General features: G+C 30.1%; 19 protein-coding genes. 7 read left to right on the top strand and 12 right to left on the bottom strand.

What is annotated here, in order from left to right; translation table 11 throughout:
• Positions 1 to 19 precede the first annotated feature (19 nt).
• The 4 genes from trhA (at position 20) to FNZ64_RS04055 (ending at position 4,654) form a co-directional block, all read left to right on the top strand.
• Positions 20 to 670: a PAQR family membrane homeostasis protein TrhA gene (gene trhA, locus FNZ64_RS04040; RefSeq protein ID WP_142413569.1), complete on the top strand. Its 651-nt coding sequence runs from the start codon at positions 20 to 22 to the stop codon at positions 668 to 670.
• Between the two features lie 285 nt (positions 671 to 955).
• Positions 956 to 1,681 carry a glucosamine-6-phosphate deaminase gene (gene nagB / locus FNZ64_RS04045; RefSeq protein WP_142413570.1) on the top strand — a complete coding sequence of 242 codons (726 nt, stop codon included), beginning with the start codon at positions 956 to 958 and terminating at the stop codon, positions 1,679 to 1,681.
• A gap of 220 nt (positions 1,682 to 1,901) precedes the next feature.
• Positions 1,902 to 3,155 (top strand): transposase, encoded by a 1,254-nt coding sequence (locus FNZ64_RS14870; protein WP_142413796.1) that lies wholly within the window; start codon positions 1,902 to 1,904, stop codon positions 3,153 to 3,155.
• Positions 3,156 to 3,568: 413 nt separating this feature from the next.
• Positions 3,569 to 4,654: an NAD(P)H-dependent flavin oxidoreductase gene (locus tag FNZ64_RS04055; protein WP_142413571.1), complete on the top strand. Its 1,086-nt coding sequence runs from the start codon at positions 3,569 to 3,571 to the stop codon at positions 4,652 to 4,654.
• A 109-nt stretch (positions 4,655 to 4,763) separates the two neighbouring features.
• Here the strand turns inward: FNZ64_RS04055 and FNZ64_RS04060 are convergent, their stop codons facing one another.
• The 4 genes from FNZ64_RS04060 to FNZ64_RS04075 all read right to left on the bottom strand — a co-directional run bounded on the left by FNZ64_RS04060 (position 4,764) and on the right by FNZ64_RS04075 (position 8,059).
• On the bottom strand, positions 4,764 to 5,219 hold the full coding sequence (locus tag FNZ64_RS04060; protein ID WP_142413572.1) for a HepT-like ribonuclease domain-containing protein: 456 nt from the start codon (positions 5,217 to 5,219) through the stop codon (positions 4,764 to 4,766).
• Positions 5,203 to 5,634, bottom strand: coding sequence for a nucleotidyltransferase domain-containing protein (locus tag FNZ64_RS04065; RefSeq protein ID WP_142413573.1), 432 nt, complete (start codon positions 5,632 to 5,634; stop codon positions 5,203 to 5,205). Before FNZ64_RS04065 ends, FNZ64_RS04060 begins: the two co-directional genes overlap by 17 nt.
• A 227-nt stretch (positions 5,635 to 5,861) precedes the next feature.
• The gene (locus FNZ64_RS04070; RefSeq protein WP_142413574.1) at positions 5,862 to 7,418 is read right to left on the bottom strand and encodes an ABC-F family ATP-binding cassette domain-containing protein; all 1,557 of its coding nucleotides are present in this window, start codon (positions 7,416 to 7,418) and stop codon (positions 5,862 to 5,864) included.
• A 203-nt stretch (positions 7,419 to 7,621) separates the two neighbouring features.
• A complete protein-coding gene (locus tag FNZ64_RS04075; protein WP_142413575.1) occupies positions 7,622 to 8,059 on the bottom strand; it encodes a hypothetical protein in 438 nt (145 codons plus the stop codon).
• A 155-nt stretch (positions 8,060 to 8,214) separates the two neighbouring features.
• Here FNZ64_RS04075 and FNZ64_RS04080 point away from each other — a divergent pair, with 155 nt between their 5' ends.
• Entirely contained in the window at positions 8,215 to 8,673 is a 459-nt protein-coding gene (locus FNZ64_RS04080; protein ID WP_142413576.1) for a hypothetical protein, read from the top strand.
• Between the two features lie 167 nt (positions 8,674 to 8,840).
• On the opposite strand, the gene FNZ64_RS04085 is transcribed toward FNZ64_RS04080, so the two are convergent.
• The 4 genes from FNZ64_RS04085 to FNZ64_RS04100 all read right to left on the bottom strand — a co-directional run bounded on the left by FNZ64_RS04085 (position 8,841) and on the right by FNZ64_RS04100 (position 14,855).
• Positions 8,841 to 10,418 (bottom strand): DEAD/DEAH box helicase, encoded by a 1,578-nt coding sequence (locus FNZ64_RS04085; protein ID WP_207705504.1) that lies wholly within the window; start codon positions 10,416 to 10,418, stop codon positions 8,841 to 8,843.
• A 125-nt stretch (positions 10,419 to 10,543) separates the two neighbouring features.
• Positions 10,544 to 10,714, bottom strand: coding sequence for a zinc-ribbon domain-containing protein (locus FNZ64_RS04090; RefSeq protein WP_142413577.1), 171 nt, complete (start codon positions 10,712 to 10,714; stop codon positions 10,544 to 10,546).
• 182 nt (positions 10,715 to 10,896) lie between these two features.
• The gene (locus FNZ64_RS04095; RefSeq protein ID WP_142413578.1) at positions 10,897 to 13,086 is read right to left on the bottom strand and encodes a DNA topoisomerase III; all 2,190 of its coding nucleotides are present in this window, start codon (positions 13,084 to 13,086) and stop codon (positions 10,897 to 10,899) included.
• 245 nt (positions 13,087 to 13,331) lie between these two features.
• Entirely contained in the window at positions 13,332 to 14,855 is a 1,524-nt protein-coding gene (locus tag FNZ64_RS04100) for a YfcC family protein (protein WP_142413579.1), read from the bottom strand.
• A 314-nt stretch (positions 14,856 to 15,169) separates the two neighbouring features.
• On the opposite strand from FNZ64_RS04100, the gene FNZ64_RS04105 reads away from it, so the two are divergent.
• On the top strand, positions 15,170 to 16,900 hold the full coding sequence (locus tag FNZ64_RS04105) for a methyl-accepting chemotaxis protein (RefSeq protein WP_142413580.1): 1,731 nt from the start codon (positions 15,170 to 15,172) through the stop codon (positions 16,898 to 16,900).
• A gap of 135 nt (positions 16,901 to 17,035) precedes the next feature.
• Here FNZ64_RS04105 and FNZ64_RS04110 read toward each other — a convergent pair whose 3' ends face one another.
• The 4 genes from FNZ64_RS04110 to FNZ64_RS04125 form a co-directional block, all read right to left on the bottom strand.
• Positions 17,036 to 19,033 (bottom strand): methyl-accepting chemotaxis protein, encoded by a 1,998-nt coding sequence (locus FNZ64_RS04110; RefSeq protein ID WP_142413581.1) that lies wholly within the window; start codon positions 19,031 to 19,033, stop codon positions 17,036 to 17,038.
• A gap of 377 nt (positions 19,034 to 19,410) precedes the next feature.
• Positions 19,411 to 19,863, bottom strand: coding sequence for a hypothetical protein (locus FNZ64_RS04115; RefSeq protein ID WP_142413582.1), 453 nt, complete (start codon positions 19,861 to 19,863; stop codon positions 19,411 to 19,413).
• Positions 19,864 to 20,019: 156 nt separating this feature from the next.
• On the bottom strand, positions 20,020 to 20,394 hold the full coding sequence (locus FNZ64_RS04120) for a PqqD family protein (protein WP_142413583.1): 375 nt from the start codon (positions 20,392 to 20,394) through the stop codon (positions 20,020 to 20,022).
• Between the two features lie 110 nt (positions 20,395 to 20,504).
• The gene (locus tag FNZ64_RS04125; protein ID WP_142413584.1) at positions 20,505 to 22,433 is read right to left on the bottom strand and encodes an OPT family oligopeptide transporter; all 1,929 of its coding nucleotides are present in this window, start codon (positions 22,431 to 22,433) and stop codon (positions 20,505 to 20,507) included.
• Positions 22,434 to 22,818: 385 nt separating this feature from the next.
• Between FNZ64_RS04125 and pdaA the strand changes: the two genes are divergently transcribed.
• Positions 22,819 to 23,667, top strand: a complete 849-nt coding sequence (gene pdaA / locus FNZ64_RS04130; protein WP_142413585.1) for a delta-lactam-biosynthetic de-N-acetylase — start codon at positions 22,819 to 22,821, stop codon at positions 23,665 to 23,667.
• Positions 23,668 to 23,730: the final 63 nt, after the last annotated feature.

Below are 23,730 nucleotides of genomic sequence, written 5' to 3' on the forward strand. Positions count from 1 at the left end.
ACACATGGAGGTTGTTTGTATGAATAATTCACATATTAGAGAACCTATTAATGGTATAACTCATTTAATTGGAGCTATTTTGTCTTTCATTGCATTAATTGCAATGATAATTAAAACTTCTATATATAATCCTGAGCCTATAGGCATTGCAGCTGTAATCATCTTTGGAATTAGTATGATGCTTTTATACTCAGCTTCTGCTACATACCACATGGTTGTTGCTTCAGAGAGAGTTATTAAATTCCTAAGAAGACTAGATCACTCTATGATTTTCATATTAATAGCTGGATCTTACACTCCATTTTGCCTTATTGCCCTAAGAGGAGTTACTGGTTGGGTACTTTTTTCTATAATAATGTTTATAGCAGTATGTGGCATATTATTCAAAATGATTTGGTTTAAATGTCCACGTTGGCTTTCAACTTCAATATATATTTCTATGGGTTGGATCTCTGCCTTTGTCATATACCCTCTATACACTAAAATTTCTAGTGTTGGTGTGTTCTGGTTGGTTCTAGGTGGAGTCTTATATACTTTAGGTGGAGTTATATATGCTACAAAGCCTAAATTCTTAGAATTTAAATCTTTAGGTTTCCATGAGATATTTCATATTTTTATTATGCTTGGAACCTTAAGCCACTTTTTATGTGTATTTAAATATGTAATCTAAAAAATAGTAGATAAATTAAAAATTCAGCAAGAATGATTCTATTAGAACTTTCTTGCTGAATTTAATTTAAAATTATAAATTAGCTAGCATATCCCATAGGCTGCATGATAAAAAAATTTTTAGTAAGAGATAACCTATTCATGGTAAAGCTTTTATATTGCTTGTTGAAAAAATCAGATTGAGATATACTTGTTGTGGACATAGAAGAATTCAAATAAAGATATAAATGTAAAATATACTTTTATAAAAGGAAATTTAGCATTTAAGAAAAACGGAGGGTTTTAAATGGAAATAATGATCGTTGATAATTATGAAGAAATGAGCGAAAAAGCATCTAATATTATAATAAATCAAGTAATATCAAAACCCGAAAGCGTACTAGGTCTTGCCACTGGAGATACTCCTTTAGGTATGTATAAATCTATAATCAAACAATATGAAGATTCTAATTTAGATTTTTCTAAAGTAAAAACTTTTAATTTAGACGAATATTACGGATTAAGCAAAGAGAATACTCAAAGCTATCATTATTATATGTTAAATAACTTATTTAAACATATAAATATAAAATTAGAAAACACTAATATATTAAGTGGACAAGTTTCTGATATCGAAAAAGAATGTATTGAATACGAAGAAAATATTAAAAATTGTGGTGGTATTGATATACAAGTTTTAGGTATTGGTGTTAATGGTCATATAGGATTTAATGAACCTTCTAATATTTTTGAACCAAATACTCACCTAGTTAATTTAGATAGTAAAACCATAGATTCCAACTCTAGATTTTTTAACTCACGAGAAGAAGTTCCTACTAAAGCTATAAGCATGGGTATTAAAACTATAATGAACTCTAAAAAAATTATCTTACTTGCTAGCGGAATTTCAAAAGCAGATGCTATAAATAAAACTGTTAATGGCAAAATCGATCCACTAGTTCAAGCCTCCATACTTCAGCTTCATAAAAATGTAACATTAATTATAGATAAGGCTGCTGCAAGTTCCCTTTAGTTAAATGAAATCCAGTAGTAAGTATTTTGTTGCAGAAGTTTAGCACTTAAAAAATTTTTAGGACGATAGTCCGTTGATTTATAATGTTTTATGAGTGAGTATTAATAAATGTGTTAATTCCGATTTTTACTGGAAATTATATAGAAAAAATTTGCATAATAAAAGCATCCCTTTTATAATAAGTTTTGCGAAAACAACAGATAAAAAGGATGCTGATAAAATGAACAAAAGTTATTTAAAACAAATGCTCACTTACTTTTCTAAGGTATACCATCTTGGAGAAAAAATCAATACCCTAAAAGATAAAAAAGTAAAATCTCCAGTAAAAGTTTCAACAATTACCTTTGTGGTATTATTTGGATTTATGCTTCAGATAAGGAGTTTCAACAGATTAGAACATTGGCTTAAAAAAGATAAATTTAAAAAAGTACTACCTAAAAAAACTAAAATGCCACGTATTGATGCCGTTAGGCGTTGTTTAAGTGATTTTGATTTAGATGGATTAAAAGAAATCCTTAAACATATAATAAAAACTACTGTAAAAAATAAGGTATTTAGAAATGGTACAATAGATAGCTTAAAAGTAGTTGCTATAGACGGTGTAGAACTATTTGAAAGTACTAAAAAATGCTGTGATAAATGTCTTACAAGAGTTGATAAAAATGGCTTAACTCATTATTTCCACAGATCAGTGATTTGTGCAACTGTAGGTTCTGACCATCATCTTATTTTAGGTCAAGAAATGCTTGAACCAAAACAAGACGGATCGGATAAAGATGAAGGTGAAATCACAGGAGGTAAAAGACTAATTAGAAGGCTTTATAAAGAGTATCATCATTTTGCAGATATTATAGTAGCTGATGCTTTATATTGTAAATCTACTTGGATAAAAGAAGTACTTTCATTAGGAATGAATGCAGTAGTACGAGTTAAAGATGACCGACTGCACATTGTAAAAGATGCATTAGCTTTATTTAAATGCCGTGAGGCAAATAAAGAATGGATAGTTCATAAGGGAAGCAAAAAGTATGTACAGATAAAAGCTTGGGATGAAGGTAATTTTGAAATGGCTGATTCAGAAGTAAAAGTAAGATTTATAAAATTTATAGAAGAAGTTCATACTGGAGATAAGGTACAATTTAAAGAGGCATGGATTATAACAACAGACAAATTTACGTCAGTAGAAACTCTATGGAAAATAATGCATAAAAGATGGGACATTGAAAACAATGTTTTTCATCAGTTAAAAACTGAGTGGCATTTAGATCATTGTTTTCTTCATAGCCCTACGGGCGTAGAAACAGTGGTAATGTTTTTAATACTAGCATTTAATTTGATGCAATTGTACTTTTTTAGGTGTATAAGATCCTTCAGAAAAAAACGAATGCTTCAAATAGATATTGTTGAGGATATAAGAGATGAGAGATTTACTATAGAAGATGACTGGATCAATCCACTATTTGTAAAAACTTAACTTTAAAATAAAATTGGAAATTATTTATTAAGATTTCGTGGGGTAGGGGTAAGTATATCTATTTTTGCGACCTATCGGTCTGCGGGCTTACCAGCCCTTTAAGTAATTGTAAAAAAATATAATTCCAGTAAAAATAAAAATTTCACTGGAATTTAGGTGCTAAATCTCTGTANTCGTGGGGTAGGGGTAAGTATATCTATTTTTGCGACCTATCGGTCTGCGGGCTTACCAGCCCTTTAAGTAATTGTAAAAAAATATAATTCCAGTAAAAATAAAAATTTCACTGGAATTTAGGTGCTAAATCTCTGATTTTGTTGCTTGCTACTGGATTTATTTTAGATTAGTATGGTATAATATTATAGTGAAAATACTTTGATTATCAAACTATTTTTTTATTAAGTGAGGTAATGTAAATGAATTTTAAGTCATTAAAAATAGGAAACTTAGAAGCAAAACTACCTATAATGCAAGGTGGTATGGGAATAGGTGTTTCACTATGTAATTTAGCCTCTGCCGTTGCATCCTGTGGTGGTATTGGCATAATATCCGCTGCACAAATAGGTTTTAAGGAAAAAGATTTTAGAGAAAATACTCTTGCTGCAAATTTAAGAGCATTAAAATATCACATAAAAACAGCTTTAAAAAAATCTGAAGACGGAATTATTGGTGTTAATATAATGTGCGCCGCTAAAGACTATGCAGAATTGGTTAAAGGCTCTATAGAGGCTGGTGCTAAATTAATTGTTTCAGGAGCTGGTCTTCCTACAAATTTACCAGAACTTTGTAAAGGTTCTGATGTAAAAATGATTCCTATAATTTCTTCTAAAAAAGCTGCCTCTGTAATTCTTAGAATGTGGGATAAAAGATACAACATTGTACCTGATGCCTTAGTCTTAGAAGGACCAGAAGCTGGAGGACATTTAGGCTTTAAGACAGATGAAATAGAAAAAGAAAAGGAAGGCTTTTATGATGAGATAAAGGAAGTTTTAAACACTATAAAACCCTTTGAAGAAAAATATAAAAAAGAAATTCCCCTTATAGTAGGCGGAGGAATTTATGATGGAAAGGATATTGGAAAAGTATTATCCCTTGGTGCTTCCGGAGTACAAATAGGCACTAGATTTGTTGCAACTGACGAATGTGACGCAGATATAAAATACAAAATGGCATATGTTAATGCTAAAAAAGAAGATATAAGCATAGTAAAAAGCCCCGTAGGTATGCCTGGAAGGGCAATTTTAAATCCCTTTGTAAAGTTATCTGAAAAAGGTCCTATAAAGGTTAAGAAATGCTTTAAATGTCTTTCTCACTGCAATCCAGCTACAACACCTTATTGTATAACAGAAGCCTTAATTAATGCTGTAGAAGGTGATATCGATAATGGGCTTATATTTTGTGGTTCTAATGCCTATAAAATAGATAAGATAGTCCCTGTTAAAACCTTAATGGATGAATTAATTAGTGAACTTAGAGAAGTAAATGAAGCAAATAATTTTTAATAGAGTGTGTAAAACAATCTATTAAACTCTACAAAAGTAATATGGTAATTATTATAAAAAATGTTTTGTTCATTATGTTATTGAACAAAACATTTTTAATGTTTTTCCTTTAGTTAATCTTATATTTTAGTATAACTTTATCTTTACTACTTTCTAAAAATATATCTAAATTAATAAGCTTTTTAAAGCAAAACTCTTCAATTTCTTTTTCCGAAGCATCTCTTTTGTAGTAATCATGTGTATATCTATTTCTAAGCTTAACCGCCGTATACAAATAGCTTTTTAAGTCTTGATCAAAAAAACCCATTTCTGATGCCTTTTCAATAAGGGTTAATCCCGTAATACCGCTACTTATCTTACCACCATTTATTATAATATAACTTTCACACATGTCTATTATATACTCCGAAAAATCTTGAAAAAAAGCAAACATAGCCCTTTTTATGATTCTACTATTTGTATTTCTATACTGCTCTATAGCTTGTTTTAAATCTTCTAAATTATCATAAGCACTTTTATACTTGTCTAAAAACTTTTCTTTCTTATACTTATAATAAGGACTCATCTATTATCCCCCCAAAATATGTGTACTGCTCATCAATTTTAAGCATTCTTTCAAAGTTTCTATTTTGCCTTGCATATTTTAAGACATAATGTTGAAAATCATACCATCTATCTTCATCAACTATAAATTGCTCTTCACTATCCACCGCAAACCTTGCAAACTTAGTGTGAAATTCTTTAAACAAAATAAAAGTTAAATGTATATTATCATATTTGTAAAGTTCTTTACTTAAAGCCTCTATTTTATCTTCCATATTTAATGTATCTGTAAAGTTTATATTAGGAGAAACTATAATAGCTAAGTCAATATCACTTCTATCTTTAATCCAAAATTCTGTTCCGTGACTTCCAAATTTGCATACTGCAACAATCCCTCCAATTTTGCTTAGCTCTTTTATAAAAATAGCTTTATCCAAATACCCCACTCCCTCCTTAATATATGATAACTAATATAATCTAAATTAACTATTTGTGTTTTGTAGATATATTCTTCTTACTTATATTATATCCTAATCCAAAGTTTTGATAAGCCCAAATGAACAATATAAATATGAAAAATATATGTAATGGTAATGGGATATAAGGAATTATCGCCCCTCCATGTACCATTCTAGTACATGGTAGTTCTTTAAGCTGAATTAACCTAGCATATTTTAGTTGTCCATCCTTCTACATTCCAAACATCTGTAACCCAACCTTCATAAAATTCTGGTTCGTGGCACACAATTAAAACCGTTCCTTTAAACTCTTTTAATGCCTTTTTAAGCTCTTCTTTTGCATCTACATCTAGGTGGTTAGTAGGCTCGTCTAGAACTAAAAAGTTTGCTTCTTTAAGCATAAGCTTACAAAGTCTAACTTTAGCATTCTCTCCCCCACTTAAGACCATCATTTTACTTTCTATATGTTCTGTAGTAAGTCCACATTTTGCAAGTGCTGCTCTCACTTCGCCATTTCCTAGATTAGGGAACTCATTCCATACCTCTTCTAAGGCTGTATTCTTATTTTCTCTACTGCTTTCTTGTTCAAAATACCCTGTATATAGATAATCACCAAGTTGTACTTCCCCTGATATTGGCTTAATAATTCCAAGTAAGGTTTTAAGCAAGGTAGTTTTACCTAAACCATTTACCCCTCTTATAGCAACTTTTTGCCCTCTTTCTAAGCTTATATCTACAGGTTTTGTTAAGGGTTCATCATATCCTAAAACAATACCCTTTGTTTTAAATATAAGTTTTCCAGAGGCTCTAGATTCTTTAAACTTGAATGTTGGTTTAATTCTTTCTTTTGGTTTTTCTAAGATTTCCATTTTTTCTAATTGTTTTTCTCTAGACTTTGCTCTTCCCTTAGTAGAGAACCTAGCCTTGTTTCTAGCTATAAAGTCTTCCATCTTCTCTATTTCTTTTTGTTGTCTTTCATAGGCTTGTTTTTCCTGTTTATTTTTAATGTCTTTCATCTGAAGGAAATATTCATAAGTTCCCTTGTATCTTGTTATTTCACAATTCTCTACATGATAAATTACATTTACAACGGAATTCATAAAGGACTCATCATGAGAAACTAATATAAATGCATTCTCATATTCTTGTAAAAACCTTTTAAGCCATTCTATATGTTCTACATCTAAATAGTTAGTAGGCTCGTCTAGTATTAATATCATAGGTTTTTGTAGTAAAAGCTTAGTTAAAAGTACCTTTGTTCTTTGTCCGCCACTTAGTTCATCTACTTTTCTTTCAAGTCCTATATCCATAAGCCCAAGCCCTGCAGCAACTTCTTGTATTTTAGCATCTATAGAATAAAATCCACTTTCCTCTAGTATAGTTTGTATTTCGCCCACATCTTCCATCATTTTGTTTACTTCTTCCTCTGAAGCTTCTGCCATTTTCTCGTACATAGACATCATCTCTGCTTCTAAGTCAAACATGCCTTGAAATGCTTCCCTTAAACCCTCTCTTATGGTCTTACCATTGCTTAAATTACTATGCTGATCTAAGTATCCGTATGTTATGTGATTACACCACTGCACCTTCCCTGCATCAGGCATTAATTTACCAGTGATAATATTTATAAAAGTACTCTTACCTTCTCCATTAGCCCCAACTAAACCTACGTGTTCCCCTCTTAATAACCTAAAAGAAACATCTTCTAAAATTTGTCTCCCACCAAAGCCATGACTTACATTTTCAACATTTAAAATACTCATATAATTCTCTCCTCAAAATCTAATCTATGTTATAGTAAAACTTCTTTTCTATTAAAAGACACACCCTAAAATATATCATATCCTAGATTTATAATACAATATGTTAATTGTTTTTTATATAATAAAAGCATTTTTATATTGGACCTTTCCAATATAAAAATGCTTTTTAAAAGTTTATATGATTTCTATCTTGCTTATCTTAATTATTGAACATTAACTCTTACTATATCAGTATAATTACCTCCAGAAGGCGTATCTGCAATCAATTTAATAGTATGAGTTCCTGTGCTCATGTTTCTTATTCCAAAAGCTCTAAAAAGTGTAGTTCCCTCTTTATGAATATCTGCAAAATACATTCTAGGTGAGCTACCATCATAAGCACGTCCAATATGCATGTCATCTAGATATACGTTTACAACACTAGAACTTCCATAATCCGCAGTATATACTTCAATGGTTGATCCATTTAATGTTATAGTCCTACCACCTGCGTTCTTTTGATAATTTTTACCTTTAAATTCAGAGCATCCCATTATTTGAAAGTTTCCATATGCTAGTGCGGTTTTCTCTAAGCCCATTCCACATAAAATTATACTAAGTACAAGTAAAGTGAAAATCCCTTTTTTAAATATCTTTTTCATAGTAAATTCCCCTTTAATTAAATTTTATTTTAAACATATATTTTAAATTATATAATACTATATCTTTTTTGTAAATATGAAGAAAAACATATAAACTTTTCTTAACAATAACCGAAATAGTATTTATAATTACATTTAATAATGGGAGTGATTCTATGATAAATATATCTTCTGAGTATAAAAATGATTTATCAGTTAAGTCTAAAATTTATAATTCTTCAGTAGAAAGTGTTCAATCAAAAGAAAATGCTAATTTAAAAAATATTGATGATAAAATGGAAAATAAATACTACGATAATATACAAGTTACTAAAATGGATGAAAAAGAAATACAATATCGAAAGGGATTGGAAGCTTTCCATAATGTATTAAATTCATTATCACCACCTGAAAGATATGAAATGATACGAGCATTTAACTCTTTTAGTCTAGGAATAAAAGATAATAATTTTTTAAATCCAAATTGTACTGATGGTTTTTCTTATTTAAATTTTGTTGAAAAGATGATTAATCATTTTAGCAATATTCCAGAAAGCCAAAAAAAAGGATATCCTAATTGCTTGAAATATTGTAAACTCTTCAAAGAAGAACTTATTAAATTAAATTGTAATTAAAATATTCATAACTATTTCTAAGTTTCAGTAGAAATGAAAGTTTCTGTGAAACTTAGGAGTCTGTTTATAAATACATACCTTGCTTTATATGTCTTTACTATACACCTTTCATAGCAAAAATAAAAAAAGCAACCTATATTCTTAGACTGCTTTTTTGTATGCCATTATTATTTTCTTTTAGACTTAGTGGATACTTCCATCTTAACTTTTCTGCCTAAGAATTTTGCACCTGAGCATTTTTTAACTAATGTAGTAACTACATCTTCTTCTACATTTACAAAAGAAAATTTATCTAAAATATCTATAGTTCCTATATGCTCTTTTCCCACACCTGAGGTTTCATCTAAAAATTCTAGAAGCTTCTTAGGAGTTAATTTATCCATACGACCTAAGGTTATAAATAACCTTACATGATTAGACTTAGTCTCTATATTGTCTTCTTTATAGTCGAAACTTACTTCCTTACTATAAGTTAAACTCATTAAGGCTGCTGCAAGCTCTTCTGGGGTAATTTCTTCTTGTAGCTTTGAAACTACTGGAAGAAATTTTTTGTATTCCTTTTTATCTAACTCTGCTTTTACCCTGTCTAATATAGATTGAGATTTAGCAGTAAAAATGTCTTCAATCTTAGGAAGTTCTTTTCTTTGGATTTTACCCTTAGTAGCTCTTTCTATTTGCTTTATAATGCTAAGCTCTCTTCCTGTGATTATAGTATAAGCAGTTCCTTCTCTTCTTGCTCTTCCTGTTCTTCCTATTCTGTGAACATAAGACTCAGTATCTTGTGGAAGGTCGTAGTTTATAACGTGTGTTACATTCTCAACGTCAATCCCTCTTGCTGCTACATCTGTTGCAACTAAAAATTGAAGTTTTCCTTCTTTAAACTTTCTTAAGGTATTTAATCTATGAGTTTGTGTCATATCTCCATGCATACCTTCTACACTGTAGTTTCTGTTTTGCATACCTTCAACTAACTCATCAACACCTCTTTTAGTTCTACAGAATATTATAGCTGCATCTGGATTATCTACATCAAGTATTCTACAAAATGCTTCAAATCTGTGTTTAGCTTTTACTTCGTAATAGTACTGTTCAACTGTTGATACAGTCATACTCTTTTGAACTATTGCTATATGTTTTGCATCTTTTTTCATATAATTTTTAGATAAATCTTTTATAGCTTTTGGCATAGTAGCTGAGAATAATAAAGTTTGTCTTTCACTACTACAATTTTTTATTATCTCTTCTATATCGTCTATAAATCCCATATTAAGCATTTCATCTGCTTCATCAAGGACAAGAAAGTTAACTCCACTTAAATCTATAACCTTTCTTCTTATAAGGTCTAAGACTCTTCCAGGGGTTCCTACAACTACATCTACACCTTTTCTTATACTTCTAATTTGTCTTTCAATACTGTCTCCTCCATATACTGCAAGAAGGTTAATATCTGTAAACTTAGCTATACGACCTAGCTCCTCTTTTACTTGAATTGCAAGCTCTCTCGTTGGAGCTAAGATTATACTCTTTATTTGTCCTTTAGTTTTCACTAAACTACTTAAAATTGGTGCTCCAAAAGCAAGAGTTTTTCCTGTTCCTGTTTGAGCTTGCCCTATAACGTCTTCCCCTCTTAATAATACAGGGATAACTTCCTCTTGAATCTTAGATGGTTCTGTAAAGCCCATGTTATCTATAGCCTTAAGAACTTCATCCTTAAGACCCAAATTGTAAAATTTATTTTTTTCCAAACTATTTCCCTCTTTCAATTAATATAATTTCTTTTGTATTATGCCCTATTATTTTTAAAATAATGTAGTGGCATAAAAAAACCCTACAAGAAAGTTCTCATAGGGTTTGAGATTACAACATTAAACTATTTTCTGAATCCTCTGTTGTTGTTTCTTTGTTGTTTTCTAGCTTTTCTACAATCTACACATCTTTGAGGCTCATTTTCGAAACCTTTTTCTTTGTAGAAAGCTTGCTCGCCTTCTGTGAATACGAAATCTTTTCCACAATCTTTACATGCTAAAGTCTTATCTGCCATTTTAACATTCCTCCTGTTTAATAAATAATATTAAGATTTAAACTGATTCACATACCGTTCCTAAAAAGAGGAATGTTATTGACCGTGTTAAATCTTGATTTCATAGACATAATCTATTAAGTGTATTATATCACTATAGATTTTAATATGCAATAAATATTTATAAATATTTGTCACTTTTCTTAAAATTTTAACTTAGATAGGGCATCAGCTAAAGCTGAATTTATAGGCTCTTCGCTTTCCTTTTTCATCTTGTTTAAGTACTTAGAAACCTCTCTTTTATTGACCTTCTCATTACTATTTCTATATTTTTTATTGTAAGAAGATAGCTTTTCTCTAAAGGAGCATGTATTGCATACATATATCTGTCCTTCTCCTTCTCCTCTTAGCTCTAATCTCTTATGGCACTGAGGACATCTTACGTTGGTAAACTTACTTACGGTTTCCCTATGGCCACATGCTCTATCCTGACATACATTCATAAGTCCATGTTTTCCCTTAACCTCAAGCATATATTTTCCACAATCAGGACATTTCTTTCTTATAAGGTTATCATGCACAAACTTGTCTTCACTTTCCTTTACTTCTTTTATTATATCCATTGTATAATTTTTCATACCCTGTATAAAAGATTTAGGTGGCTTTTCTCCCTTACTTATGCTCTCTAGTTCCTTTTCCCACTTAGCTGTTAAAAGTGGCGATTTTAAATCAATTGGTACAAGTTCTATAAGTTGTTTCCCCTTTGAAGTTGGAACTATGTCTTTACCATTCTTCTCTATATAAAACATATTAAAAAGCTTCTCTATTATATCTGCTCTAGTAGCTACAGTACCTATTCCCCCTGTTTCTCCTAGTGTTTTTGCATAAATCTTATCTAAGGAAACATACTTTTGAGGATTCTCCATGGCTGACAATAGGGTTCCCTCATTAAACCTTGGTGGTGCCTTTGTTTTAAGCTTTTCTAAGTCTACAGAAGATATGTTTATAATATCATCTTTTTTAAGTTCAGGAAGATTTGCATGCTCCTTTAAATCTTCACCATCTTCTTCATTTAAATCCTCATCTCTGCTATATATTTTTTTCCATCCTAGAGCTTTAACTACATTACCCTTAGCCACAAATTCTTCTCCATTTATACTAGCTAAAATTGTAGTTTGCATATACTCATAAGGTGGTAGCATAACAGCTAAAAACCTTTTTACTACTAGTTCATATATGCTTCTCTCTTCAGAGCTTAATCTAGATAAATTAACCCTCTCTTCAGTTGGGATTATAGCATGGTGATCTGAAACCTTGCTATTATCTACAAAGCCTTTGTTTGCTCTTATGGTGCTCCTTAAAATTTCATTTGCAATATTCTTATATTGTGGTATTGCTATGGTCTTTAAACGTTCCGGAAGTGTATCCACAATATCTGAGCTTATATATCTTGAGTCTGTTCTAGGATAAGTTAAAATCTTATGATTTTCATAAAGTCTTTGCATAATAGAAAGTGTTTGCTTTGCTGAATAGTTAAATATTCTATTTGCATCTCTTTGAAGTTCAGTTAAATCATATAGAAGAGGTGGAAAACTCTTTTTATAATTTTCTTTTACATCCTGAACTCTACACTCTTTACCTTTTACATCTTCTAGAATCTTTTTAGCATTTTCTTCCTTGAATATATTGCTATTTTTATCTTTTCCTCTCCACTTAAGACTAAATCCTCTAGAGTTAGCCTTGATATTATAATAATTCTTAGGTTGGAAGTTTTTTATCTCCTCCTCCCTTTGAACTATCATAGCTAAAGTTGGAGATTGAACACGTCCTGCTGAAAGTTGAGCATTGTGTTTACAGGTAAGTGCTCTTGTAGCATTTATCCCCACATACCAATCTGCCTCTGACCTAGCTACAGCAGCTTTATAAAGGTTATCATAGTGATTTCCTGGCTTTAAATTCTTAAAGCCTTCCATAATAGCTTTGTCTGTTTGAGAGGATATCCAAAGACGCTTTAGGGGCTTTCTAATATGTGCTTTTTCTATAATCCATCTAGCTACAAGCTCCCCCTCACGGCCAGCATCTGTGGCTATTATAATCTCATCCACATCTTTTCTATTCATTTGCTCCTTAACTGCATAAAACTGCTTTCCACTGTTCTTAATCACAACAAGCTTTAATTTCTCAGGGAGCATAGGTAAGTCTTCCATTTTCCATGATTTATATCTATCATCATAAGCTTCAGGGTCAGCTAAGGTAACTAAATGTCCCAAAGCCCAAGTTACTATATATTTATTTCCTTCTAAACATCCATTTCCTTTTTTATTGCATTTTAAAACTCTTGCAAGTTCTCTAGCAACAGATGGTTTTTCTGCTAATACTAATGATTTACCCATAGTTTAATTCCTTTCTCGTTTTGTCTATACAATTATCTTACCACATTTTTAAAATATCCTCCATTTAGCATACTTTAAATTCCATAAAAATGTCTTAATATTATAAGCTAATACTAATATGTTTATTACAATATTATTATAATATTTATCTACATAAAACTTCTACTAATAAAAATAACTTTCCTTAAAGTCTTGCACTAAAACTGCTACTTTAAAGAAAGTTATTTAAATATAATTACTTAGGTTTAACTAAGAAAAGATTGTATTAAAAGCATTACAGCTGAAAAAGCTGCTATATATCCCATAAGAGGCATTATAAATTTAAGCCACTTATCATAAGTTACATCTACCATGGCTAAGGTTGCAAGTATAAGTCCAGTTGGAGTTATAAATGCTATTAAGCCTTGTCCAAATAAATAAGCACTTACTATAGATTCTCTTGGTAATCCTACACTATCTGCAAGTGGTGCCATAATAGGCATTGAAAGTACTGCAAGTCCAGAAGATGATGGTATAAAGAATCCAAGTCCTATAAATATAATTAACATAAATATTATAAATACACTTGAATTCATGCCTGTTACTGCACTTGATGCATGATATAAAATTGTATCAGAAATCATACCACTTTCCATTACAAGATTGATAGCTCTTGCAACCCCAATTACCAATGCAACTCCTACTAAATCAGCTGCACCTGCTACAAACTTCTCCACAAACATTTTTTCACCCATGCCTGAAAGTACACCTAAAATAATTGCTACTACAAGGAACAAAGCTGTCATTTCAGTAAACCACCAACCTTGGCTGGATACACCCCAGATCATAACTCCAAAGGTTAGGGTAAATACTATTAACATAAGTTTACGACTTAAAGTAAATTCAGGTACGTTCTTTGAGTCGTAGTTCTTTAAGAACTTTTCTTCGATTTCTTCTTTTTGCTCATATATCAAAGACTTAGTTGGATCCTTCTTTACTTTCTTGCCGTATTTTACAATATAAGCAACAGTTATAATTACTGCTATAATAAGCCCTACAACTCTAAATATAAGTCCTGAGGTAAAAGAAATTCCTGAAGTATTAGATGCTATAACTGCTGAAAATGGATTTACTGTAGAGAACATGGTTCCTATAGAAGATCCCATATAAAGTGCTGCAATACAAACTAGAGCATCATATCCCGCCACCACAAATACTGGCACAAGTATTGGATATAGTGCAATAGTCTCTTCTGCAAGACCAAAAGTAGTTCCACCTAAGGCAATTAATAAGGTAATGATAACTATAAGTAAATATTCCTTACCCTTTGTAGCCCTTGAAAGACTTGCAATTCCAGCATCAAAAGCTCCACTACTATTTAATACTCCAATAACTCCACCTATAATAAATACAAACATTATAATATCAATAGTATCATAAACCCCTTTAATAGGTGCTTGGATCACATCATAAAATCCTTGTGGTTTTTGTTCTAGCTTTTCATAGGTATCTGGTATAGCTACAGGTTTATTAATACTTCCATCTGTAAACTTTTCTACGTTTACTTTGATTTTAAGCTTATCTAAAGTTTCTTGTGTACTTGGCATTTCATTTGTTGATTCATCTGATTTAGTTACAACGAAAACCTTTTTCTCACTGTCATAACTTAACTTTGAATAAGCCCCTGCTGGAACTATATAAGTAAGTATAGCAGCAATAATTAATACAATAAATAATACCGTAAATGCTGTTGGGAAACTTCGCTTCTTTTTCTTTTTGTTTTTATCCATTATAATTCCCCCCTATTTTTATATTCATACCTTTTTTAGGTATCTTTATTAAATATTATAATACCTTTACTTAAAATCTTCAACGAATTTTTATATTTTTCTGAAAATTCAAATACGTGGTAGGCAAATATCTTCTTACAATATTTGTCCACATCTGCTAATATATCTTAATTTTCTACTTTATTTTCTTATACCCATTAATATTATAGTAGATTTTACGATTATAAATTATAAACATTTTAATAGGAGGTGAACTGTTACAAAAATAAAAATTTCTTCTGAATTAGAAGGTTTTATTTCTAGTAACATAAAATATGATTAATAACTTAAAGGTTAAGACAAAAATAACTCTAGTTTGGATTATTACAACAATATTTCTACTTCTAATTGGTGTGGAGGGGTTTATTTCTATAAGAAATGCAAATGCCAGCATGAATGAACTATATGAAGAAAACTTAAAATGCGTACAACTATTGAATGAAAATAGAGCTCTTTCAAGAAAAATGGCAATGTATGTATTAAGGATTATGGTTTTTAAAGATAATCCTAAACTTCAAAAAGATAACTTTCAAGCTTTTAATGATACTAAGAAATCCTTGTTAAATAATACAAGTATATATGAAAAAAAACAGTTAGATGATGATGAAAAAGATATACTACAAAAATTCAAAACTAATTTTGATGATTATAATAAAATTATAGATGTAATTCTTCCTCTAGCTATGTCTGGTAAGCATGATGAAGCTTTAGCAAAATTACAAGATGCGGTTACTTCCTTTGAAAATTTACAAGCTAATTTAGTAAGCCTATCTGACTATAACGTAAAAGATGCTGAAAAAATGAAAAATAATACTAATATGCAATACAAAAGAACAACTTCAATTTTTATAGGTCTTTCTATAATCTCTCTATTAATTGGTGCTTTAACCACTTTATTTATTTCAAATAACATAGATAAACCACTGAAATCAATAGTTAAATATTTAAACAATTTAGCTTCTGGAGACTTTTCAAGAGAAGTTTCTGAGAAAAACCTAAGTAGAAAAGATGAATTAGGTCAAGTTGCTAATGCACTTTCTTTAATGAATATTTCCATTAGGAATGCTTTAATAACTGTATTAGAAGAATCTAAGGAAACTGTTGCTACTATAAGTGAGTCTAACATAGCTATGAATAGTTTAAATGCTGATATAGAAGATGTATCTTCAACTACTGAAGAACTATCTGCAGGCATGGAGGAAACTGCTGCTTCCACTGAAGAAATGACTGCTACCTCACAGGAAATAGAAAATGGAATAAATAATATATCTGAAAGAATACAAGAAACAGCAAGCAAATCTCTAGAAATTAGTGAAAAAGCTAATGAATTAAAGAAACACGGCGAGGAAGCAAGAAATGAGGCAATTAATGTTTATAAGCAAAATCAATCTAAATTAACAGATGCCATTGAAAAGTCCAATGAAGTTCATGAAATAAATGTACTTTCAGAAGCAATTCTACAAATAACAAGTCAGACAAACTTATTAGCATTAAATGCAGCTATCGAGGCTGCAAGAGCAGGAGAAGCTGGGCGCGGCTTTGCAGTGGTTGCAGAAGAGGTTAGAAAATTAGCAGAGGAATCCAGTAGTACAGCAAATAAAATTCAAGATATAACAAAGAAAGTTATATTTTCAGTTGAAAACTTATCTACTAGTTCAAATGATGTACTACAATTTATTGATAGTAAAGTTTTAAAAGACTATGATGCCCTAGTTAATATAGGGGAAATGTATAGTTCTGATGCTGATTATTACAGTGAAATAGCTGAAAACTTAAGTGCTGTAACTGAAGAACTTTTAGCTTCAATACACAATATGATGGAAGCCATCAACAGTATTGCTATAGCTTCTAATGAAGGCGCAGAGGGTTCAACTACCATAGCACAAAAAACCTCAACCATATTACAAAGTGCAAATGATGTACTAGAAAAAGCTATGCATGCAAAAGAAGGTTCTGAAAAATTAATAGCTACAGTATCTAAATTTAAGGTATCTGAACAAGTTTAATTTAAATATAAAGAATCTATGGCAAATGCATAATAGAACTAAATAATATGAAAACCATGCATAAATGGAAAATTAAATCTCCTTTTATGCATGGTTTTGTTCATATTGCAATAGCCACTTTCACTTATAGCAAATTTATATTTCAAACTTAGATATTAATTCTTTTAACTCTATAGTAACTTCTTTTAACTGATTAGTATTATTAACCACATACCCCATGTTAGATGTCTGTTGTTGTACAGATGCGGAAACTTCTTCCGTAGTAGATGCAGACTCCTCAGAAATGGCACTCATATTTTCCATATACTCCAAAACATGATTCTTATTATCATCGATATTATTAATTTTTCCTATTAAAATATTTATTTGCTCTGTTATACTTAGTACAGTTTCACTTATAATATTAAATATAACTTTAGTATCAAAAGTTGCCTTATTCATATTATCCATAAAAGCATTTGTGGTGTTTATCTCCTTTCTTATTAGAAAAACTGCATTTTCCATATCTCTAACCATATTCTCTATTTTTTTAGTAGAAATATTTGTCTCATTAGCTAACTTTCTTATTTCTTCAGCAACTACGGCAAACCCCTTACCATTGTCACCAGCCCTAGCAGCCTCTATTGCTGCATTTAAAGAAAGTAAATTTATCTGTTCTGTAATTCCTTTTATGGTATCTGTAATCATATTTATATTGTTAGATTTTTTACTTAAATCCTCTATCTGCATAAATAACCTATTAGCACTTTCATTATTTGATTTAACGGAATCTTCAAGAACCTTTATATGTTTAATACCATCATTATTCTTATCCTCAGTATGAATCATATACTCCTTAACCTTATCAGATAAAGAGTTTACATCATTTATTTCCAATGCCAGGTCATCCAATTTATTAACCCCTTGTTCTACACTCTTAGCTAAATCAGTGGAGGAAAAAGCAAGGTTTTCTGAAGCCTTGGATATTTCCTCTAAAGATTTAGATGTTTCATTCATAACTTTTGAAAGACCATCTGTATTGTTATTTATTTTAATGGAATTATCCTTTATACTATATACCATATTTCTTAAAGACTTACGCATATTATCTAATGCCTTAAAAATATAACCTATCTCATCTTCCCTACTTAAATATTTATCAAATTTAGCTTCATCTTTTAGATTAAATTGACTTGTTTTTATAATTATTTCACTTGTATTATCAAGTAATTTAGATATTGCTCTAATCAACATAAAGGATATTAATACAACTATTATAATTGAAGTTATTATTATTGATATAGAGATGCTAATTGATCTATTTAGTCCTTTCATGGCTTCTTTTTTTGGTGCTAGGGTAACTAATATCCAATTTGTATCTTTAATTTTGTTATAAGCACTTAAATATTCAATATTATTTATATCACTTTTATAAGATACAAAATTACTCTTATTCTCCTCCTTAGAAGTTTTAATAATGTTAAAAGCAGTATTGTTTATACTCTTAATATTCTTACCTATATAGTCCTTCTCCTTGTGTATTAAACAAAGACCACTTTCATTCATTAAATATCCGTATCCTGTATCTTCTATTTTTATTTCTGTTATTAACTTATCTAAGTATGAAGCATTTGCAACTACTTGAACTATACCACTAAACTCTCCACTTTCATTTAAAACTGGTTTATCAAATACTACTATTTTACCACCGTCTATTTTATCAACAAATACATCACTGACAACTATAGATTTCCCTTTTGATGCTTCCTTGAAGTGTTCTTGCTCACTTATATTTACATTAGCTCCATTAGTATCCCATAAATTGCCTTCCTTATCTATATAAGAAAATGCTTTTATGTCATGATACATATTTTTTATTTTGTCTAAACTCTTCATTGTTATATCTTTATCATTTTTTAAAAATTCCGGATGATTTTTATATATGGCTTCTAAGGTATTAATCTTATTACTTAACCACTCATTTATATTTTCTGATTTCATACTTACTGTATTTTTTTGTTCTTCTTCTGTTTGTAATAATATACTTTTTCTAAAGCTATTAACCTCTAAAAGGCTATTTAAAACAAGAGGTATTATAGTTATAAGAGAAATAATTAATATTAATTTTCCTTTTAAAGAATTTGTTTTTTTCATATAATCATCTCCTTAAGAATAGGATAGCCCTTAGCTAAATTCATTGAAAATAAAAAGCACTATCCTAGTAAATAGATAATGCTTACATAATATCCTATGCTTCATATGGTTTAATTATTATATTAAAAAAATTATTCTTGTAAAACTTACTTATTACTCTTGTTTTGTATATTCTATAAACCCCTTAAACTAAACTGTATTCCTTGTCCACCCATCATAGATGAAACATTTGATAACATATTCATTACCTTTTCGTTATTTTGTAGATTTTTTATCTTCTCATTAGATAAGAAATCCTTATCTCCAGTAAATTCAAATTTGTTTTTATTATTAAAATTTAATTTACCCCTTTGTGGCTTATCAGTATTTTTTCTAATTTAATCTTGTTTCTTTTCTTCTTCTAAAAGTATATCTGCTAAGGTACGTCTAAGTTTCCTAATAGCTTCTTTTTCTTCTTTAGTACGAGGACGCTCAAAACGTTGACCATTTACAACAACCCATTCTTTGTCTTCATCAGACCCCATTTCCTCCCACTGGCATTCTGGATTGTTAGTAGTATAACTTAAAATTTGATTAATTGTTGCCTTATCAACATAGATTGTAGTATGTGCTGCTGTTCCTTTATCAATTAATCCGCTCCCCATTAATCTTGATGAGCCAACTTTTTTACTTTCTTTAGAAATTTCTATTTTATCTTTACTGGAAACTGCTTTTTCCTCTTTCATATCTTTATATATATTACTTCTACCTTTTAAATTATCATTTATTATATTACTATCTTTAATATCATTGGAATATCCATACATTCTATTAATATTATTAATACTCATACAATTCTCCCTCCTTACGTTATTATATTATTAACTTCGTCTCATTTATAAAAAGACTTTAATTTAAATCTATATTTTTTTATTTAAAGTCTTTTATAATACAAAAACCATGCATAAAGGAGAAACAAACTCCCCTTCTATGCATGGTTTCATTAATTATGAAGTCTTTGCTATATCTGATTCTTCAGGTTTTCTAATGGAAATCCATCCCCTTTTATATAGATATCTTAAATACAAAGTTAACCTTTCATAAAGAGGTTCAGACTTTTCCCCAAATTCCTCTTTAAGTTTTTTCCCTAATTCATATACAGTCCTTGTATCGTCTATATTAAGCCAAATAAAGCTTCCTATATCATCTAGTTCTAGATCACTTTTATTAGGTGTTTTTGCAAACCATCTAGTTACCTTTTGTAGTGGACTGTTATGATTAAAGATTAAATATACTTTGTTGTTTTTAACTTCATATTCTCTGTGTTTTATGGAAGGTATACATAAAAGAAAATTATGCTCCTTCTGTTCCCTTTTTTTCATAGTTCCTCCTTTAAGCATTATCCTAAGACTTAATATACTCTTAATATGGCTTTCAACTAAAAAATTTCAAAGTGAAAATGTTGAAAGTATCCCTTAATATATTATTAATATTAGCCTTCAACCTTAGAAGTATACTTAAAAAATGCAATACATCCTAATACCATTACTATAGCAGCAGTCCAAGGACTTGTTGCAATGGATTCAGAAATTTTAGTTCCAATTGCTATTTTATCTGTTAATCCAGCATAAGCGAATATAGCAATTAATATTCCCATTAAGGCATCTCCAGCAACCATACCAGAAGCTGTAAGTACACCTTTTTCTACAGATGTTTCTAACTTTTTAGGATCTTTCTTGAATTTCTTTTCTATTACAACTCTTATAATAGCCCCTACTAAAACTCCAGCACTAAGATTTATTGGAAGATAAAGTCCTAGAGCAAACGGAAGTACAGGTATATTCATAAGTTCACACATTATAGCAAGCATCATACCTGTTATAACTAATGTCCAAGGTAGTTGTCCACTCATAACACCCTTAACTATCATAGCCATTAAATTAGCCTGAGGTGCTGGTACTTGTGGTGAGCCTAAGCCATAAGCTTTATCAAGCATAAGAATAACTCCCCCTATAACTGCACAAGAAGCTACTATAGCTATATACATAGCTATCTGTAGATTTTTAGGTGTACCCCCTAATACATAAGATGTTTTAGATGCCTGTGCACTACCACCTGCAACAGCAACTGCCACGCAAACAATAGATCCTGCTAATATAGCTGCAAGCATTGCTGTGTTGTCCACTTTCCCCATAGCTTTTAATGCTGCTGCTATAAATAGTAGAGATGCTATAGTCATACCTGATATAGGATTGTTTGAGCTTCCTATAAGTCCAACTATTCTAGCTGAAACTACAGCAAAGAAAAAAGAAAATACTATTGCTAATAATGATCCTACTACTCCAGTATTTATCATTGGTAGTACAATACTTAGTACAAATACTAAAATAGCAGCTCCTATAACCCATGTAATTGGAAGATCTTTATCTGTTCTTCCTGTAGATTTATTAGTCTTTGATTTTAATCCCCCTAAAGCTGATTTAAAAGAACTAAATATTACAGGCAATGCCTTTGCTATACTTATAAATCCTCCAGCTGCAACAGCTCCAGCTCCTATATATTTAACATAAGAAGAGGATATTTGTGGTGCACTCATCTTAGATATTAAATCTGCAGCTGGATATAATGCCATGGTGTTTCCTGCTCCAAAGTATTTTATAAGTGGAACTAAAACATAGTTTGCAACTATAGCTCCTGAAAACATATACATAGCTATTTTTATTCCAACAATATATCCTACACCAATTAAAGATGCCATAGCATCAATACCAAAAACAGTTCCATGAAACGACTTTATAGTCCACACTGGTGATTCTACCCATAAACCTAAAGCTCCAGATAAGAACTTATACAATCCTCCACCCAGTAGTCCTGTCATCATATTTTTAAAACCTTCTCCACCTGCACTACTGTTAACAAGAACTTCTGCAGCTGCCATTCCTTCTGGGTAAACTAGTTTACCGTGTTCTTCTACAGTTAAATATTTTCTTAAAGGTAAAACAAATAATATTCCAAGTGCCCCACCAAATAATGAAACAAGTATTGTCATAGTTATAGTCAATTTATTACCTAAAACTATAACAGCAGGTATTATAAAAATAAGTCCTCCAGCTAAGGATTCTCCCATAGAAGCCATAGCTTGTATAATATTAGTTTCTAAAATATTGTTTCTTTTAAAAAGAGATTTTAATATAGAAGTAGATAGTATGGCAGCAGGTATTCCAGCTGCTATAGTCATTCCAACCTTAAGTCCTAAATAGGTATTAGCTACACCAAAAACTATTGCTAGGACGCAGCCTAAAATAACTGAAACAGCTGTAAGTTCGGGGAGAGCACTATCTACAGATATATAAGGAACATAATCTTCCCCTTTAATTCCACCATATGCATCCTTTGATAGACCTTTTTTCTCTGTTATCATCCCTGTATTCCTCCTTATAATATAATAAAATTTAGTTTTTCTGAATTTTTAGACTATTATTTATTACTAATATCTTATCACAAATTCTAAATTTTACATAACTATATTTGCTTAAATAATTATAAGTATAATTAATAAAATTTTACATTCACCATAACTAACCTTTCTAAAAAATTCTAAATAAAAGTTTTTCAAAACATGGATAAGTATTAACTTATGACAAATACTATGTTTTAGTATTGTTCTTTATACATTATAAAAGATAAATATATCTCACTATAAGAAATCTAACTGCAAGGTTATTTAGAAATCCAAATATAGGATTTAGCTAAAAACTATCTAAACTTAAAATACTTATTATATAATGAAAGGAGTACATTATAATATGTCCAATTTTTCAAAAAAAGTTTTATCATGTTTACTTATAGTTAGCGTTATAACAGTTCCTACACTAACTTATACTAAAAAATATAAATCAAAAGCTACTTTAACTATGGAAGATAAGAGTTCTTCTACACGTCCAGTTAATTCTTCCAACCTAAGCACAAAAGAATATGACTGGTATTTTAAACATGTTGAAAATGGGAAACCTCCATTAACTCAACCTGAAACTGCAGATTTTATTTCAAAGTATGATACTCACTTTTTAGGGGATACTTCAAAAAAAGTTATATATCTAACCTTTGATGAAGGCTATGAAAATGGTTATACTGCACCAATTTTAGATGTGTTAAAAAAGCATAATGTAAAAGCTGCATTTTTTGTTGTAAAACCATATATTGATTCAAATCCTGATTTAATAAAAAGAATGGTTAATGAAGGTCACTTGGTATGTAACCATAGTAATCATCATCCTTCTATGGCTTCCTTACATGATAAGGATAAGTTTAATAAAGAACTTTCAGATGTAGAAGAAGCCTTTGAAAAATTAACAGGTAAAAAAATGCCTAAATACTTTAGACCACCTATGGGAAAATATAGTGAAAGATCCCTAGCATACACAAAGGATTATGGATATAAGACTATTTTCTGGAGTTTTGCTTATGCAGATTGGGATCCTAAAAAACAACCTTCTCATAGCTTTGCTAAAAAGAAAATATTAGATAAAACCCACAATGGAGGCATCGTACTTCTACATGCTGTTTCAAAAACTAATGCAGAAATATTAGATGACGTAATTACTGAATGGAAAAATAAAGGTTATGAAGTTAAACCTTTAAGTGATATTAAGTAATTTATAACTCATATTAAGTAATTATTGTGTAATTTCTAAAAAACACCATTGTATAATTAATAA

The organism is Hathewaya massiliensis, from assembly GCF_902143515.1.
Lineage (GTDB): Bacteria > Bacillota > Clostridia > Clostridiales > Clostridiaceae > Hathewaya > Hathewaya massiliensis.